We start from the raw sequence: 17210 nt of genomic DNA on the forward strand, positions 1-17210 counted from the left end.
GGCTGGACTCCTCCCTGGCTCATCAAGTGATGGATGATTGCGGTCAGCCTAGTCCTTGCATCTGGCGCGCGCGATAGCACAACCAGGGATGCTGCACTGCGGCTATCCTATGATTTCAAAAGGGGAAATTTGATGTTCGGAAATCCGAACATGGGTAGCGGGGGTAATCAGTGCCCCGACAGGCCGAGTTTTTGCATTTTTTCCCAAAGCGTCGTGCGGGCGACCCGCAAGAGCTTGGCCGCCTCGCCTATCTGCCCATCTGTCCGGTCGAGGGCAGCGATGATCTGCGCCTTTTCTGCTACCTCACGGGCCTCGGCGAGCGACATCATGTCGTCGGGCTCAGCGAGACGTTCGGGAAAGAGATCGGATGGCTGCAACAGCGGCCCTGTCGCCATCGCCAGCCCGCGCAGCAGTCTTGCCCGCAGGTCGCGGCCGCCGCCCGGCCAGTCATGGGTGCGCACAGCCTCTTCGCAAAGCGCGCCAATCCCGGTGAGCCCCGGTGCATGGAGCGGCGCCAACTTGTGAAATAGCTGCAGCAGCAGCCAGACGGCATCTTCGGGTCGTGTGCCGAGCGGGGGGATCGGGATTTCGATCCTTGCCAGTCGGTAAAGCAGTTCGGAATTGAAAGCGCCTTGCTCGATCAGGGCCTCAAGGTCGTTGCCACAAGCCGCTATCACCCGGCCGTCGAAGTCTTTATCCAGCCGCTCCAACAGGTGCGCCTGGACCTGTGCGGTCATCTTGCTGACTGCGTTGATGAACAAAGTTCCTTCACACACGGTATCAACTCCACCGCCGGGGCGGAACAAGGTCGCCTCCGCGTCGGCTTCGCGCGCGAGATTGACCGAAACGAATGGGGCAGCGGACCGGTCCGACAGGTCATGGATACGTCGCGCCACAAGGTCCTTGCCAGTTCCCGGCCCGCCCCGGATCAGCACGGGATCGCTTGCCTTTGAAGCCTTGACGATCAGCGCTTCAACTCGGCGCGCCGCGACCGAGACCCCCATCAAGGGTGGAAAGTCATCATCCTGAAACGGCTTCTCGCGGTTTCCGACGAGCAGGCTGAGGCGCTCGAGGAAGACAGACATTTCGAACGGTTTGGTCACGTAGTCCGCGGCCCCCGATTTGATCAGCCGGACCGCCTGACCGATCCCACCTTGCCCGGTGATGAACAGGAAAGGTGGGGGTGTCCCGGTGCGCAGAAGCGTTGAAAACAGCTCCTCTCCCGACCCGTCCGGCAGGCCGATATCACAGATCACTGCGTCGATTGGCTTCTTGGGGGTGCGGATTGCGCCGAGCGCCCGCACCATCTGCTTCAGCCAGAGAACCTTCGCCCCTTCCAGTTCCAACCGCTGCAGCAGCGACCCGCCCATGATCTCGTCGTCCTCGACAAGAACGATGTATCTATCCTTTAGCATCGCGCGCCTCCCATGACGCAGGCAGGGTGACAGTCACGCGCGTTACGCCATTTTCTTGCGAATGGCAGACAGCGCCACCCATTGTTTTCGCGAGGTCGCGGACCAGCCGCAGCCCGACGCCGCCACCGGGCAAGAGCGGACCGTCCCCGAGCAAGCGATCCAACGCGGCCTGTGGCATGGACGCGCCCGTGTTCGTGATCTCAAGGCTGAGGTTGCCGTCCGTTGTACGGGCCATCAGGCCGACGCAGCCGTTTTGGCCTGCCGCCGAGCAGGCGTTCAGCAGCAGGTTGAGCGCAATCTGCCGCACAGGCCCGGCGGACAGGCTGCACCCTATGACTGCTGCCGGATCGACAGACCACTCCAGATCCAATGCCAGTCGCGAGACCTCGGGTTGGATCAACAGCTTGATGTCCTCGAAGTCATCGGATGTCAGCGCGCGGGTCTCGGGGTCCATGCGGTTCTGGTCAAGGGTTGCTTGGGTCACATCACGCAAATGGCGCAGGCCCCTGTCGAGCAGATCTGCCGACTGACGCACCACCTCGGGACGATCAGGATAGCTGCGGATCGTATCTGTCGCGTTCAGTAGCCCGCCGAGTGGGTTGTTGATCTCATGCGCCAGTGACGAGGACAGACGGCCAAGGGCAACGAACCGTTCCCGTTCCGCCAACCGCCGCTCGGCTTCGGCCTTGGCGGCTACGGCGCCGACCATCGAGTTGTAGGTACGTGCCAGCCGTGCCAGTTCGCCATCGCCGCGCGGGATGTCCGCGGCCGGGATGGGATGCGGCTCTCCCTTCGTCTCGGTCATCTGGCGTGCCAGCGTCGTGACCGGCTTCAGCATCCTTCGTATCGCCAAAAACCCCGCCATCGACAGAAAGCCGATGGCAACCGCATTGCCCATGATCAAATAGAGCAGCGCCTGCCTGCGTTCCGACAGAAGGTCAGCAACATCTAGCTCAGTCGCGATCTGCCCGACGGTGCGTCCCTGGTAGGTCAACGGCGCAAGCAGGCTGAGGATGTTTGACGCGCCATCCACCGACAGGTCATCCAGCGCCACCGCATCACTGGCAAGGGCTGCGATATCGCTGTCCATGGGAACTCGTCTGGGGTCAGTCGCTGCCAGAACCTTTCCACGCTCATCGGCCACGGCGGTCAGGACCATCCGCCGCCCCTCGCTCCCCTGGGCCGCCCGGTCGAGAGTGTCGTAGACCTCCCAGATATCATGACGCAGGACCAGTGGGCCAAGGGCCACGGACAATCCCTCGACATGCATCCGTGCCAGTTCCTGAATCCGCGCGTCCTGAACCTGCGCCAGCGACCGCAGGACCTGTTGGGACGCCACCGTGCCCACAAGGACCATCATCGCCGCCGCAAGAAGCGGGAGCTTGATCGAAAGGGGGATGGGGGCAAACCACTTCATGCTTCAGGGTTCCAGATCGGCCATGCGGACGGCGATTCCATCGAACAGCGCAGGGTCAGCTTGCTGAAACCCGTCCAGTTGCAGCGACGCCAGCGCCTGTTGGCCTTCCTCCGTCTCGGCGAGGTTCATCAAAGCGGTTTGCAGAGCCTGAACCGGCTCAGAAGCAAGGCTGTCGCGCCGCGCGCAGACAGGGGGAAAGCCTAGCCATTCCGACCGGGCGATCACCCGCGTGCGCGCCGTTAGGTCCGGCTCGATCGCCGCGAGCGCTTCCCAGACATAGCCATCAACGCTGCCGGATCGCACCAGGCCATCCGCCACCGCGCGCACCACGTTGCGATGGCCAAACGTGAAAATGGATCGACTGAAGAAGCCCTCGACCTGTTCCCCCATCCGGCGCAGATCGGTCGCGGTCACAAGATAGCCAGAGTTCGAATCCGGGTCGGAAAATGCATGCGTGCCCCCTTGCAGGTCGGACAGCGCTTCCGCTCCATCTTCAGCCCCGACAATGAGGTAAGACTGGTATCGCGGGCCACCGCGCCACACAGGCACAGCAACAAGATCCAGCAAATCGGCGTGCTGGAGATAGGGATAGCCGCAAAGCCAAGCCGCATCGACACTACGTTCCAGCAGAAGGCCAGTGATTTCCTGATAGGTGCGGCGCTGAACCAGTTCGATCTCACGCCCCATCCCGCGCGACAAGGCGCGCCGCAGGCCGTCAATCACCGCAGCATCGTTGTCGAGAAACACCGGCGTCAGTCCAAGGCGAAAGACGGGCTGCGCCGCCGCATGACCAGCGATGAAGGCTGCAAGTCCCGCTCCGACGAAAGTGCGGCGACCGATTGAATACTCCATGATCTCAGGCCCCTCCCCTGGCCGGGATCCAGTCCCTTTGTGCCGATCACAGTCCGGATTGATTGACCCGCGCCGACAGTTGAGCCGCGCTTTCGCGGCGTTCAGAATAGCGGTCCACAAGATAGTCCGCAGAGTCACGCGTCAGAAGCGTGAACTTCATAAGCTCCTCCATGACATCGACGATGCGGTCGTAATAAGCTGACGGTTTCATGCGGCCAGCTTCGTCAAATTCGAGAAATGCCTTTGCGACCGAGGACTGGTTGGGAATGGTCAGCATCCGCATCCAACGCCCGAGCAGCCGCATCTGGTTCACGGCGTTGAAGCTCTGCGATCCGCCCGAGACCTGCATTACTGCCAGCGTCTTTCCCTGCGTCGGGCGCACGGCGCCCTCGGACAGCGGGATCCAGTCGATCTGCGTCTTCATCAACCCGGTCATCGCGCCGTGACGCTCAGGGCTTGACCAGACCATGCCCTCGCTCCATGTGACCAGATCGCGGAGCTCGCGGACTTTCGGGTGGCTGGCATCGACCCCGTCATCAACCAGCGGGAGGCCGGATGGATGGAAAAACCGCACTTCCGCTCCCAGGCGCGTAAGGATGCGCCCGGCCTCTTCCGCGGACAGCCGGCTAAATGAGCGGACCCGCAGCGAGCCATAGAGGATCAGAATACGCGGTGGATGCGTTCGGACGATCGTAGGCCGCAGTCGTTCGCGGTCGATTGAAGCGAAGTGCTGCTCATCAAGCTGAGGGGTGGTCAGGTTCGTCAGGTCGTCAGGCAATTCGTTTTCCCCGATCATCAATAATGAGCTGACCGTCTTCCTTCGCAAGCGGCCCCGGCGGCAGCGTATCAAGCAGGTCTAGAACGGTTTCAGATGGGCGGCAGAGCCGAACGCCCTTATGCGTGCAGACGAAGGGGCGGTTGACCAGGATCGGATGTTCCACCATCGCAGCGAGGACAATCTCGTCCGACACATCGGGCGCGGTAAGCCCCATTGCTTCTGCTGGGCTTCGTGCAACGCGCAGTGCCTCCCTTGGCGTCAAGTCTGCCGCAGCGAACAGACCCAAGAGCTGCGCACGCGTCCAACCCGTTTCCAGGTAGTTGATCACCGTTGGCAGGGTGCCCGCAGCGTGCAGGATCGCCAAAGTGTTGCGCGATGTCCCGCAGTCCGGATTGTGGTAGATGACGACACTCATGCCGGAAATCGCTCCCTTGTGCGGTTGGCGAACCAGACGAGTGAAAGCATCACGGGAACCTCCACCAGAACGCCGACTACCGTCACCAACGCAGCCCCGGAATTGAGACCGAAAAGGCCAATGGCCACAGCAACGGCCAGTTCGAAGAAATTCGATGTACCGATCAGCGCGCAGGGGGCGGCCACCTTATGCGGCACCTTCCAACGCCACGCCCAGAAATAGGCGATGGCAAAGATCCCGTAGGACTGGATCAGGATCGGCGTGGCAAGCAGGACGATCAGGAACGGGTTTTCGGTGATGACGCTGCCCTGAAACCCGAACAACAGCACCACTGTCAGGAGCAACCCCAGAACCGAGGCGGGCTTGATCCGCGCGGTGAAAGAAGAAACTGCTGCTTCTCCACCCCGGGTCATCAGTCTGGACCGGGTGAAGATGCCGGCAGCAAGCGGCAGAACGACATAGAGAACCACGGAAAGAACCAGCGTTTCCCAAGGAACGGCGATATCGGTCACGCCAAGCAGCAGAGCCACGATGGGCGCAAAGGCGAACACCATGATCACATCGTTCAGTGACACCTGGACCAGCGTGTAATTCGGATCCCCTTTTGTAAGTTGGGACCAGACGAAGACCATCGCCGTACAGGGTGCCGCGCCTAGCAGGATCAGCCCGGCGATGTACTGGCCTGCATCCGCCGGGTCGATCAGGTCCGCAAAGACGTATTCGAAAAACAGCACGCCCAGGGCGGCCATGGTGAAGGGCTTGATCAGCCAATTCACGACCACGGTGATGATCAGGCCCTTGGGGCGCTGGCCCACGCCCTTGAGCGCGCTCAGATCCACGGCGACCATCATCGGATAGACCATCGCCCAGATCAGGACAGCGACCACCAGATTGACCGAGGCATATTCGAGCGCGGCCAACGCTGCAAACAGGCCCGGCAGCAGCGAGGCCAGCACGATGCCCGCGACGATGCACAGCAGCACCCAGACAGACAGATAGCGTTCAAAAAGTGACATTGATCAACCTTGGGCTCTAGCAGGGGTTATGCAGCAGGCAGACTCGCTGCGAATGACGTCGAGTTCTTCAATCAGCGCCGAGAGGGGCTGCAAGGCCCCAGGGCTGAGTGAATAGCAGACCCGCGGCGGGTCGATCTGCCCTTCGATCACGCCCGCCTCCTTTAGGATGCGGAGATGCTCGGACACCGTGGACTGCGCGAGGCCGACGGCCTCGACGATATCACCGCCGATACAACCCGGTGTTCGCGCCAGCAGCCGCAAGATCCGCAATCGCGCCGGATGGCCCAGGGCCTTGGCTGTTGCCGCCATTCTCATGTCCTCAAGGTCTTGCTGGACTTCTGTCATCTTGGCCTCATCTAAAATCGGCTATCGTCGTTTACCGATATGTTTTCGTAACTGCCGACGCAAGCGAATTCATTGGCGAGTGGCTGGGGAGCTCGGTACGCGGATAGTCAATCACCGCAGTTTCCGTGGCATAGTGCCCTTGCCGGCACCTTATCCTCTACCGCATCGGTGCTATCCGGATCACCAACTTGCACAGCTTGAGCAAAGTCTTGAATGTCGGGGCGATCCTGTAACCCACCAGGTGAAGGACCGTTCAGAGCCGTCAGTTCGTGGCGCGCCACATCCTGTACCGCCCCTGCCCTGTCACTTCGCGGATCAGCCCATGCGCTTCCATCCAGGCAAGGTTGCGCTGGACTGCGGCGCGACTGGCGCCGGTCATCGCCTCGGCCATCGGAGCGGATACAAGGGGCCATTCGGTCACCACAGCGCGCAAGGCACGCGGGGTCTTGCCCGAGAGTGGGGTCATCTCCGTTTCCGCCCTCGCTGACCATGCCTCGATATCGTCAAGGTGCCGCATTGCGGTCAGGCAGGCGGTCTCCAACCCGTCAAGCCATCGCGCCAGACGGTCAGCGGGTGGGCCGCCCGCGCGCAACCCCCCTGCCCCGCCCATGGCCAGAGGTGCAAAGACTGCTCCCTTGCCCTCGCTGGCCGCGATCCGCGCAGCTGTGACGGCCGCTTCCATTCGATCGCTTTGCTGCCCGAGTCCCGCGAGGCTCCAGAGGTGAAAGCCCAAGCAAGCACGGGTGATCGGGTGCAACTCGGAAGCTTGCGCCGTAAGGTCCAGCCAACCGCCCGCGCGATCCGCAAAAGGTTCGGCCTCATCCGCGAGGTTCTCGGGGTCGCGGCGGTCAAGGAAGGCGGAAAGGTCTACCTCCGGTCCTGGCCCCCCTGTTAGACGACGCACCGCCCAACCGACCCGCGCGAGTGCGGCGGTGTCGTCTTGCAGGCCAGAGATGCGCATGGAGATCCAGAGCGCCAGCCGATCTGGGCCGATGCGGTCACCCGCGAACCAGCTGAGGTCGGCAGCCTCGATCAGGGCAAGCCTGTGCCGCCATCCTTCCGGGCCGCGCTTCAGGCGGTCGTCCAGCGCACCGACGCGACCGGCCACACGGGCAAGACGCGCGGCATGACCCGCCTCTGCTTTTCGCCAAACGTCGAGGACCTCGGCTTCACGCGGTTCGGCCCGCGGTCCGGGCGGCAGATAATCCGGTTCCTCTTCCATCGGGCCAGGCAGAAACCACAGGTCGTCCTCGGACGTCTGTTCCACCTCCTCAGCTTCGAGGAAGAGAGCATCCGATTCATCATGGAGGGCAGGCGCTTGAGGCTTCATATGTGCAAAATACCGAAATTATGCACTTTACCCAAGGGTTTTGTCAGCGTGCGCCCACGCTCTTTATATAGCACGCGCGGGCGATGGTCGGCGAGGGCTCTCTAATCGCGCTCAGCCTATGCAAACCAAGGGCTTTCCGGTAAGTAGCGCCAGAGATCGCGCCCTTGCATTCGTTTACAAACGGTCGTTTAGTGGCGCTATATGAATCTGCAAACGGCCTGTTTTGATGCCTCTGATCGGCTATGCGCGCGTCTCGACCGAGGATCAGACTCCCCTGCCCCAATCGCAGGCCCTGAAATCCGCGGGCTGCGTCGAGATCCACGAGGAGCAGGCCTCGGGCGGCAATCGCGCACGGCCCGTGCTGGCCCGCGTACTCGAGCGGATTAGCAAGGGCGATACGCTGGTCGTGGTGCGCATCGACCGTCTGGCGCGATCGCTCTCCCACCTCCTCGAGGTCATCGAACGGCTGGAGGCGAAGGGCGCATTCTTCCGATCGCTCATGGACCCGATCGACACGTCCTCCCCGCAGGGCAAGTTCACACTGCAGGTCCTGGGTGCCGCGGCCGAGTTCGAGCGTGCCCTGATCCGCGAACGCACCAAGGCCGGGCTTGCCAGCGCGCGCAGCAAGGGGCGGGTCGGCGGCAATCCGGGCCTGCGCGCCCGTGATCCCGCGGCGCTGCGCAAGGTGCGGCTGGCGCGGGCCGACGGCTACATGGAGCGGCTGAACGAGAAGGCGCAGGACTGGGTGCCCCATGTCCGCCGCCTGCGGCCCGACATGGCATGGGAAGACGTGCTGAGGATCGTCAACGGCCCCCTGCTCCGCGAGCGTCAGTGGACGCAAAGCCGCCTTTTGCGCGCAGTCAACGCCTATGTCCGGGACGGCTTCCTACCGCCCACGGTACTGGACCGCGCCGGCCGACGCGAAACCGATGACCGCCTGCCCGCCATCGTGGCCGCCATCAAGGGCGCCGATCCGAAGATCACGCTGCAGGAGATCTGCAACAGGCTCGAGAAGATGCGGGAGCGAACGCCCCGTGGGCGGACAAGCTGGCAGCCATCATCTGTGAAGATGCTGCTGGAGCGGGCGGAGAGGCTGGGGCTGCTTGAGTGAAGTCGCGGGAATCGGTCACGCGATTCTGAAGATCAGCGTCCCGTAGGCGTCCACAATACATGTTGTGGCCACAACATCACGTGCTACGAACTGTTGAAATGCCCTGAGAACAAGTTTGCTCAAGGCGCTGATACTTCACGGTTTTTTCTCGTCAGAAATCGACCCCCTCAACGCGCGCACGCCTCTCAACGGTTTGTGCTGGATTTACTCACCAAAACTGTTAAGGTCTACAAAACAATAAAGACTTGAGGGCAGTGATGAGCGGGATACGTGCATCTCAAAGATTCGATGTCATGTCCAAGCGGCTTGGTAGCCGGTTGCGTGAACATGCTCAGGAGACTTTTCCACCGGATGCCCAGAAGGGTCTCCGCCGCTTCGCGATGCGGGAAGCGGCCGATCTCCTTCGGATCAACCAAAACACCTTCCGCCACCATGTGTCAAACCTCGACGGCTTTCCCGAAGGCGTCCTTGAGGGTGGCAACCGCCGCAGTTTCTCTGCCGAGGAAATGGTCGAGGCCCAACGCGTCCTTCTTGAGACGGGCAGGATCAAGCCCGACGAGCACCCTCACAGAAGAGCCGGCGAACCGTGCCAGGTCGTGACGATCTTCAACCTGAAAGGCGGCAGCGCAAAAACATCGACCGTGGCTCACGTTGGTCAGCTTCTGGGACTTCGGGGCTATCGTGTCCTGCTGATCGACCTCGACAGCCAGGCAAGTCTCACAAACCTGTTCGGGGTGACCCCTGAACTCGATCCGGACATGCCGACCTCCTACGATCTGATCCGGTCGGAAGGGCCCCTGCCCGCCTCCGATATCATTCGCAAAACGAACTTCCCGACAGTCGACCTTATCCCCGCGTCCATGGACATCATGGAGTACGAGTTCGAAGTCGCACTAAGTTTCCGACACGGAGCCACCACGTTCCACAGCCGGATCCGCGAAGCGCTTGAGCCTGTCTTGGACAGATATGACGTGGTGATCTTCGACACCCCGCCGCAGCTGAACTTCTCGGTGATCTCTGCCCTCTTTGCTTCCACTGGGGTCCTGATCCCTCTCAACGCGTCCATGCTCGATGTCATGTCCCTAGCGAGCTTCCTGGGCATGGCGAGCAACCTGATGGGCGTCGTCGAGGCGCATGCTCCCGAACACGGCCTGAACTTCGTCCGGGTGCTCATCACCCGCTACGAGAACACCGACGGTCCACAGGTCCAGATCTCGTCTCTGCTTCGGACGGTCCTTGGCGATGCAGTCCTCCCGGCCGAGTTCCTGAAGTCAACAGCGGTAGGTGATGCCGCAAACACTCAGCAGAGCATCTTTGAGGTCGAACCTCGCGACGTGAACCGCAGAACTTACGAGCGTGCGATCGAGTCCGTTTCGCGTGTGACCGACGAAGTCGAGCGCGAAATCCTCAAGGCATGGGGGCGTAGCCATGGCGCGTAAGGTCTTTGGAGACTCTCTCAAGAACGCGATGGTCAATGCGGCAACGCCGGACGAGGGTGTGGATCTCGATCTGAAGCGCACGAGCCCGACAGTCGCTCGTGCGCAAGCATCCGTGCTGGAAGAAGACAAACACGCCACGCGCCTGATCGACCCAAACACCGTGCGGATGTCTGCCGTCATCGATCGTATCGATCCGAGCGATGGCATCGAGGAACTTGTGTCCTCGATCCGGGAGCATGGGCAAAAGGTTCCCATTCTTGTCCGCCGAACCCAGGATGGCGCACTTGAAATCGTCTACGGGCGCCGTCGCCTTCTAGCCTGTCGTGAGCTTGGTCAGAAGGTGCGCGCCACGGTCATGGAAATGACCGAAGAGGAAGCTCTGATCGCCCAGGGCGTGGAGAACAATGCCCGCCAAGACCCCTCGTTTATCGAGAGGGCTCTGTTCGTTGCCGGGATCATTCGGGAACTTGGGAAAACAGACGAAACACGCAAGAACGCCCAGACCATCGCCTATCGGGCGCTTCAGATCGACGAGTCTCTCGTCTCTCGGATGAACCGTATCGCGACGGGTATTCCCATGGAGCTGATTCAGGCCATCGGACCTGCACATGGCGTTGGTCGGAGGGTCTGGGAGAAGCTTTTCAGGCTTTGCGAGAAGGACGTCTCAAGAGCCAAGGAAGTCGCCCGCGAAATCCCCCGTAGCTTGCCTGGCCCAGAGCGGCTTGACGCAGCGGTTACGCTACTCACGGCCACCAAGACAACTCCGCCCAAGGCTGAGCCAGGTGAGCGCGTGAAGATCGGCCGCAAAGGCAATCGCATCACCATCGATGTGGACGCTGATCTTGCCCCACGCGTCGAAGAGGCGGTCCGAAAGCTGATCGGAGAGCTTCTTGACCGCGGTCAAGACGGCCCAGAGTGACGACCCCGTGTCTTGACCGCGGTCAAGACATCAAGAGCAACGAGCAGAAAACGAAAGGAGGAACGGCTAGAAAAGGAAAGACCCCCCGAAAGCGGTGCTTCCGAAGGGCCTCAATCAGTCTCGACACCTGATTGATACCCCCAAAACGAATCGAGTTCAACACCGCTCGCGGTGAACGGGGAAGCTTTTTCTTCCGAAACACCATGAGACATGTCACTCAAGCACGAACCGCCTTGGCGGAACAGTCGGCTATTTCCTGCCCTAACCCCTACGAGCTTCTGGGGCCGGTACGGGTTCTTCGGAAAGACCTGAGCCTCACGAGCAACGACGTCGCCGTACTGACAGCACTCATCAGCTTTCTCCCGCGCGACCAGAGCCCCAACTCTAGAGGAACACAGCGCAAACTGACCATTGTGTTCCCCTCCAACGCCTCCTTGTCAGAGCGCGCAAACGGCATCGATGAGAGAACGCTTCGCCGCTGCCTGAGGCGCCTTGAAGCTGCGGGACTCATCAAACGGAAGAGTTCGGCGAACGGGAAACGCTTCCCTCTCCGCTACGGAGGCATCATCAAGGATGCGTTTGGGATCGAATTGGCTCCTCTTATGGAAAACCACGACGCTCTCGCAGCCAGAGCATCGAAGGTCCTTGAGGAGCGTGAACGCCTTCGCTCTCTCAAGGCAGAAGCGCTAGCGCTGCGCGCATCCCTCCTTCAAGATCAGCACCTCGATGAAGGGCGGCTGTCTGCACTGGGAACGATCAGAAACCTGCTTCGTAGAGCAACCCTGACTGCCGACACAGTCCTGCAAATCATCGCCGGTCTCCGAGAGCTCGGCGCCAACGCCGCGCAAGGCTACGGAGAGTGCCATGGTCCAAGCGCTCCTGCCGACAAAGAGCAATCGCACGACCAAGCCTTAAGCGGTGAATGCGCGAGCGAAATGTCCGCCACGAACGGACAAAATGACCGGCAGATAGAGTCTGTAAAAAAAGAACATATAAAGAAAGACACGCACGTAAACCAGACCAACGCTTCCCAAAGCGTTGGAGAAACGACCATGAACCGGGACCCAGCAAAAATGGCATGGACGGACTTTTCACATGTCGCGGACTTCTTCCCAGACCCACCACGAACAGGCGAAGCCCTCAACCGCGTTCTCTTCGACATCGGTCGATTGCTTAGAATACGCCAAGAAAAACTGATGCGTGGTCTCCAGAAAGCTGGGGCTGGACGGCTTTTGCTGATCTTGGACTACCTGTTGGGGAAAGGCGAAGCGATCAGGCAGCCCGAGGCATACTTTGAAACGATCCTGCGCGCATAGAGCATGCAGCTTACACGTCTTGACCGCGGTCAAGACCGACGAAGAGAGGGAAAGGTTGGGGGTTTGAGGGGTGACGGGAAGTGAGATCGGGAGAGTGGCTTCCGGCGCCCGTCGTGGAGAAGATCTGATGGCGAAAGTTGCTCAGAAAGTCACCCTGTCCCTCTCACGGGACATTCCCTTCGACAAGCTCGTGCTGAGCCAGTCCAACGTGCGGCGCATCAAGGCAGGCGTCTCGGTCGAGGAACTGGCCGAAGACATCGCGCGGCGCGGCCTGCTGCAGGGCTTGAACGTCCGGCCCATGCTCGATGCCGATGGGGTCGAGACCGGCATGTTCGAGATCCCGGCCGGTGGTCGTCGCTTCCAGGCGCTGTCGCTGCTGGTGAAGCAGAAGCGGCTGGCGAAGTCGGCGCCGATCCCCTGCATCGTGCGGGATGCTGCGTCGGAGATCCTCGCCGAGGACGACTCGCTGGCGGAGAACATGCAGCGCGTCGCTCTGCACCCGCTCGACCAGTTCCGCGCATTCCAGGCCTTGCGCGAAAAAGGTCAGGGCGAGGAAGCGATCGCGGCGGCCTTCTTCGTCACGCCGCAGATCGTCAAGCAGCGCCTGAAGCTCGCCTCCGTGGCCCCTGCCCTGCTCGAGGTCTATGCCGAGGACGGCATGACGCTGGAACAGCTGATGGCCTTCACGGTGAACCCTGACCACGCGCGACAGGTCCAGGTCTGGGACGCGGTGAAGAACTCCTGGAACAAGGAGCCCTATGCCATCCGGCGTATGCTGACGGAGACCTCGGTCCGGGCCTCGGATCGTCGCGCCGTCTTTGTCGGTGTCGATGCCTATGAGGCTGCGGGTGGTGTCGTGCTGCGCGATCTATTCCAAGGCGATGACGGCGGCTGGCTCGAGGACCCTGCCCTCCTCGACCGGCTGGTCGCCGATAAGCTTCAGGCGGAAGCCGAAGCATTGGCCTCCGAGGGCTGGAAATGGATCGAGGTGGCGACCGACCTGCCCTATGGCTACAGCCACGGTCTGCGGCGTCTGGCCGGTGATCCCGCCCCGATGACCGACGAGGAAAGCGCGGCCCATGCGGCGCTCCTCACCGAGTATCGTGGGCTAGAGGAGGAATACTCCGGCCAGGACGAATACCCCGAGGAGATCGACGATCGGCTCGGTCAGCTGGAAATGGCAATGGAAGCGCTCGAGCAGCGGCCGCTGATCTACGATCCGGTCGAGGTTACCCGGGCCGGCGTCTTCGTCACGCTAGATCGGGATGGCAGCTTGGCTGTCTATCGCGGCTATGTCCGGCCCGAGGACGAGCCGCGCGAGGAGACCGCGGTCCAGGATGGTGATGGCGCAGATTCTATGGGGCAGGGGGGTGATGTCGGTGTTTCCAGCTGGAAACCATCGGCGACCTCCGCCGTGGGCACCGTCATCACCTCGGGTGGTCAGCCGGTCGGCGCGGACGGTTCGGAGGAGGAAGATGACGGCGCGCTGAAACCGTTGCCCGAGCGGCTCGTCATGGAACTGACGGCCCACCGGACCCTCGCGCTGCGCGAGGCCATCGGGCGTTCCCCCGACGTGGCGCTGACGCTTCTCCTCTTGAAGCTGGTCACGGACTCCTTCCGCACCTCCTCGGCCTCGGGCAGTTGCCTCGAAGCTTCGGTGCGCCATGTCTACATGTCCGCGCAGGCACCCGATCTGAGGGACAGCGTCGTGGCCAAGTTGGTCGATGAGCGTCACGCCGCCTGGGAGGCCGATCTGCCCCTCGGCGACGATGTCGCGCTCTGGAACTATCTGACCGTGCTCGACCAGGGCAGCCGTCTGGCGCTGCTGGCCCATTGCCTCAGCTTCGGGATCAACGCGCTCCATGAGAAGGTGAACCCCTATGGGGCGGGCATCTCGGCCAGCGGCTTGACCCGCCGCATGGCGCATGCCGATCTCGTGGCCCGCGCGGTCGATCTCGACATGGTCGAGGCAGGCTGGGAGCCGACGGTCGATGGCTACCTCAACCGCGTGCCGAAGGCTCGCATCCTCGAGGCCGTGCGCGAGGCAAAAGGGGAGGGGACCGCGCAGCTACTCGATCACCTCAAGAAGGGCGAAATGGCCACAGAAGCCGAGCGGCTCCTCAAGGGAAGCGGCTGGTTGCCCGAGGTCCTGCGCCGGACTGATGTCGTGGCGCTCGACGGCGAGGCGGTCGGAGAAGGGCAGGGGGAGGACGCGGGCGAGCCCGAGGATGTCGATCTCCCGGCCTTCCTGATGGCCGATTTGCCGGACAGCGCCGCGGCGATGATGGCGGCGGAGTGATCTGAGCCATCCGGGGCGGGGGAACCCGCCCTAATCTCACAAAATACAGCAATATCAATATGATGAATGCGGCTACTCGCATTCGGGATGAGGAATCATGTCTGCAACAACCATCATCGACACAGCCCCCCTCGGGGCGCTGATCCGTTACACCGACGGCAGTCCCAAGCCGCCGGCACGTTTCACCAAGAAGCTCGCGGCCTGGGAGCGTTCGAACGGCGTTGGCCGCCTCGTGAAGAGGGAGCCGCCCCGGGTCTATCCGACCTGGACGGCACCGGCCTCCTTCACGCTGCATGAGGGCAACTTCTCCTCCGACGGGGTCATCCTCGTCACCATCATGCGCAGCCATTCGGCGGATAGCCGTCTGATCTTCGAGGTGGCCGAAGAACCTAAGCCCGGACAAGTGCGCGTGCTGCTGGACTTCGGTGGCAACACCGAGCTGCTGCATCTGGGGGAATCGATCACCGCGGCCGAGCTCTGGATCGCGCGAGAAGGTTATCGCAATGCGCGGCTGGAAATCGTCGGTGCCGAGGAGGCCGATAGGGCAGATGGAATGGTTGCCGCCCTCCCCAAACGGCATCGCGATGTGCCAAGATTGTGGTGTTCAGAGCCACAAAACGGAGAGGACGGCATATAATGGATACTATGATTGGCGTGGATTTGGCAAAGTCTGTCTTTCAGCTCCACGGAGCGGCGATGACCGGCGAGGTGCTGTTTCGGAAGAAGTTGACCCGATCACAGTTCCTTAAGTTCATGTCGGACCATGCTCCTGCAGTCGTTGTTATGGAAGCCTGTGGGGGAGCGCACTATTGGGCACGTGTGATGGCTGAACTTGGGCATCAAGTCCAACTGATTGCGCCTCAGTACGTGCGCCCGTTCGTGAAAAGACAAAAGAACGACGCTGCCGATGCTGAGGCGATTGTCGTTGCGGCGCAGCGACCTGAGATGCGGTTTGTCGAGCCGAAGACCGAAGAACAGCAGGCGCGCGCGGCAATTTTCCGCTCTCGCGACCGTCTTGTCCGCCAACGCACTGAACTGATCAATGCGCTGCGTGGCGTGCTCTATGAGCATGGGCATGTTTTCCCCACGGGTGCCGCGCACGTCGGGCGCATCGAGGCCTTGCTGCTTGATCCGGACAATGGGCTGCATCCCCTGGTTCTAGCGGATTGCCTCGACCTGCTGGATCAGATCTCGGAAAAATCAGGCCGTATCGAGGCCCGAACGAGGACGACGACCGCCCTGTCAGCGCAGGCGAGTGTGACGCGTAGGCTGCAGACCATACCGGGTGTGGGGCCGCTTACTGCACTGGCTGTTGAAACCTTCGCACCACCCATGGAGACCTTTGAGTCAGGTCGAGCTTTTGCGGCCTGGCTTGGAATTGTGCCGCGGCAGCATTCCTCGGGCGGCAAACAGCGGCTTGGAAAAATCTCGAAAGCGGGGCAGGGGGACATAAGGCGCCTGCTGATCATGGGCGCCATGACACGGCTCACGCCTCGAGGTCGTCGCGGTATTCCTGAGGGCAGCTGGCTGGCGCGGATGCTCGAACGAAAGCCAAAGATGTTGGTGGCGATCGCGCTGGCAAACAAAATGGCCCGGCAAATCTGGGCGCTGCTCATGAAACAAGAAGACTACCGGGAACCCGCGACGATGACTGCAGCGTGAAGTTCATGTTTCGCAGTTAAACCTGAGGCCGGCCAACGGGAGGTGTAGGAAGCCGATGACCTGAATGGGCAAATGATCGAACAGATCTGGGTCGGGGAAACCAGTGCGCCCCCATGAGTATGATAGCTCGCAGGGTAGATTTGGACCCGATCCGCTGATCTCCATACCGGCCAGCGGCTTCTGAAATGCCGCACAAAAGGCCTGATAGAAGACCGCACTCGATCACACCTCAGGAAGCGTCAAAAGCAACTTGCATCACGGGCGGCAACCATAGAAGGGGGCACGGACCTGGCCGCCTGAGCCCAGAGAATGCGTGAGGGGCCTGCCGAAGGGCTGGCCTCTCACCGACCACTTGAACCTCGTCACGCGCTGTCGCGGCGCACCATGGGATCCATCCATCCATCCCCCAATACGGAAGTCTTCAACCAAGAGCCTGCCCGGGAGGCTGGCGGCGTTGAAAGCATCAGCGGGACAACAGGCTCCAGTCGTCAGTGCACCATCCCCCGCTCGCCATTCCCTTCCTTGCCCCGAATCCCGTCTTCGAGATCAACCCGCGAGGGGTCGGACTACGGGCGAGCCCGTGCCGCCGGGAGGATTCGGCCCCGTTTGAAGAGGGGGGCCGAACGCACCCGGTGATGTCAGCCAGTCTTCGGGCCTGCGGGGTCCTGTCGCGCGGGGGATGGTCCCCCGCCTCCCAGACAGGAGCCAAACAGATGTCCCGCAAAGATGCTCACGCCTTCGCAGCCTCCCTCGCCGCCACGCTCATGGTCTCGATCGTCGTCTTCCAGGCAGGGGATGGAACCTTCGGCGCCGTCCCCGCCGATGAAATCGACGGCGACGAGGTCGTGATCGTGGGAGAGCACAATCCCTTTGGGTGAGGCTTCGGCCTCACTTCC

At 61.8% G+C, this 17210-nt stretch carries 16 protein-coding genes; 8 read left to right on the forward strand and 8 right to left on the reverse strand.

From position 1 onward, the window contains the following. Window positions 1-167 precede the first annotated feature (167 nt). The 8 genes from ACK8OU_RS16940 to ACK8OU_RS16975 all read right to left on the reverse strand — a co-directional run bounded on the left by ACK8OU_RS16940 (window position 168) and on the right by ACK8OU_RS16975 (window position 7568). Complete coding sequence (locus ACK8OU_RS16940) at window positions 168-1415, reverse strand: sigma-54-dependent transcriptional regulator (protein ID WP_410304597.1); 1248 nt, start codon at window positions 1413-1415, stop codon at window positions 168-170. After that, complete coding sequence (locus ACK8OU_RS16945) at window positions 1402-2832, reverse strand: sensor histidine kinase (RefSeq protein ID WP_410304598.1); 1431 nt, start codon at window positions 2830-2832, stop codon at window positions 1402-1404. Before ACK8OU_RS16945 ends, ACK8OU_RS16940 begins: the two co-directional genes overlap by 14 nt. 3 nt (window positions 2833-2835) lie before the next feature. Beyond that, window positions 2836-3804 (reverse strand): substrate-binding domain-containing protein, encoded by a 969-nt coding sequence (locus tag ACK8OU_RS16950; RefSeq protein WP_410304599.1) that lies wholly within the window; start codon window positions 3802-3804, stop codon window positions 2836-2838. Continuing rightward, on the reverse strand, window positions 3731-4480 hold the full coding sequence (arsH, locus tag ACK8OU_RS16955; RefSeq protein ID WP_410304600.1) for an arsenical resistance protein ArsH: 750 nt from the start codon (window positions 4478-4480) through the stop codon (window positions 3731-3733). The genes ACK8OU_RS16950 and arsH overlap by 74 nt, the downstream gene beginning before the upstream one ends. After that, window positions 4455-4877 carry an arsenate reductase (glutaredoxin) gene (arsC, locus tag ACK8OU_RS16960; RefSeq protein ID WP_410304601.1) on the reverse strand — a complete coding sequence of 141 codons (423 nt, stop codon included), beginning with the start codon at window positions 4875-4877 and terminating at the stop codon, window positions 4455-4457. Before arsC ends, arsH begins: the two co-directional genes overlap by 26 nt. Beyond that, window positions 4874-5893 carry an ACR3 family arsenite efflux transporter gene (gene arsB / locus ACK8OU_RS16965; protein ID WP_306007026.1) on the reverse strand — a complete coding sequence of 340 codons (1020 nt, stop codon included), beginning with the start codon at window positions 5891-5893 and terminating at the stop codon, window positions 4874-4876. Before arsB ends, arsC begins: the two co-directional genes overlap by 4 nt. A 3-nt stretch (window positions 5894-5896) precedes the next feature. Then, window positions 5897-6238, reverse strand: a complete 342-nt coding sequence (locus tag ACK8OU_RS16970) for an ArsR/SmtB family transcription factor (RefSeq protein ID WP_167550372.1) — start codon at window positions 6236-6238, stop codon at window positions 5897-5899. A 262-nt stretch (window positions 6239-6500) separates the two neighbouring features. Then, complete coding sequence (locus ACK8OU_RS16975) at window positions 6501-7568, reverse strand: hypothetical protein (RefSeq protein ID WP_410304602.1); 1068 nt, start codon at window positions 7566-7568, stop codon at window positions 6501-6503. Between the two features lie 226 nt (window positions 7569-7794). Here ACK8OU_RS16975 and ACK8OU_RS16980 point away from each other — a divergent pair, with 226 nt between their 5' ends. The 8 genes from ACK8OU_RS16980 (at window position 7795) to ACK8OU_RS17015 (ending at window position 17192) form a co-directional block, all read left to right on the forward strand. Then, on the forward strand, window positions 7795-8679 hold the full coding sequence (locus ACK8OU_RS16980; protein WP_410304603.1) for a recombinase family protein: 885 nt from the start codon (window positions 7795-7797) through the stop codon (window positions 8677-8679). A gap of 293 nt (window positions 8680-8972) precedes the next feature. Further along, window positions 8973-10118 carry a plasmid partitioning protein RepA gene (repA, locus tag ACK8OU_RS16985; protein ID WP_410304604.1) on the forward strand — a complete coding sequence of 382 codons (1146 nt, stop codon included), beginning with the start codon at window positions 8973-8975 and terminating at the stop codon, window positions 10116-10118. Then, complete coding sequence (locus tag ACK8OU_RS16990) at window positions 10108-11037, forward strand: ParB/RepB/Spo0J family partition protein (RefSeq protein ID WP_410304605.1); 930 nt, start codon at window positions 10108-10110, stop codon at window positions 11035-11037. Before repA ends, ACK8OU_RS16990 begins: the two co-directional genes overlap by 11 nt. Before the next feature lie 203 nt (window positions 11038-11240). Beyond that, on the forward strand, window positions 11241-12353 hold the full coding sequence (locus ACK8OU_RS16995) for a helix-turn-helix domain-containing protein (RefSeq protein ID WP_410304606.1): 1113 nt from the start codon (window positions 11241-11243) through the stop codon (window positions 12351-12353). Window positions 12354-12480: 127 nt separating this feature from the next. Next, window positions 12481-14652 (forward strand): ParB/RepB/Spo0J family partition protein, encoded by a 2172-nt coding sequence (locus ACK8OU_RS17000; protein ID WP_410304607.1) that lies wholly within the window; start codon window positions 12481-12483, stop codon window positions 14650-14652. Window positions 14653-14749: 97 nt separating this feature from the next. Further along, entirely contained in the window at window positions 14750-15289 is a 540-nt protein-coding gene (locus tag ACK8OU_RS17005; protein WP_410304608.1) for a hypothetical protein, read from the forward strand. After that, complete coding sequence (locus ACK8OU_RS17010; RefSeq protein ID WP_305548309.1) at window positions 15289-16314, forward strand: IS110 family RNA-guided transposase; 1026 nt, start codon at window positions 15289-15291, stop codon at window positions 16312-16314. The genes ACK8OU_RS17005 and ACK8OU_RS17010 overlap by 1 nt, the downstream gene beginning before the upstream one ends. Before the next feature lie 713 nt (window positions 16315-17027). Beyond that, the gene (locus ACK8OU_RS17015) at window positions 17028-17192 is read left to right on the forward strand and encodes a hypothetical protein (RefSeq protein WP_410304609.1); all 165 of its coding nucleotides are present in this window, start codon (window positions 17028-17030) and stop codon (window positions 17190-17192) included. The last annotated feature ends 18 nt before the right edge of the window (window positions 17193-17210 follow it).

The sequence above is a fragment of the Pontitalea aquivivens genome, from assembly GCF_046507575.1.
In the GTDB taxonomy this organism is placed as follows: Bacteria; Pseudomonadota; Alphaproteobacteria; order Rhodobacterales; family Rhodobacteraceae; genus Pontitalea; species Pontitalea aquivivens.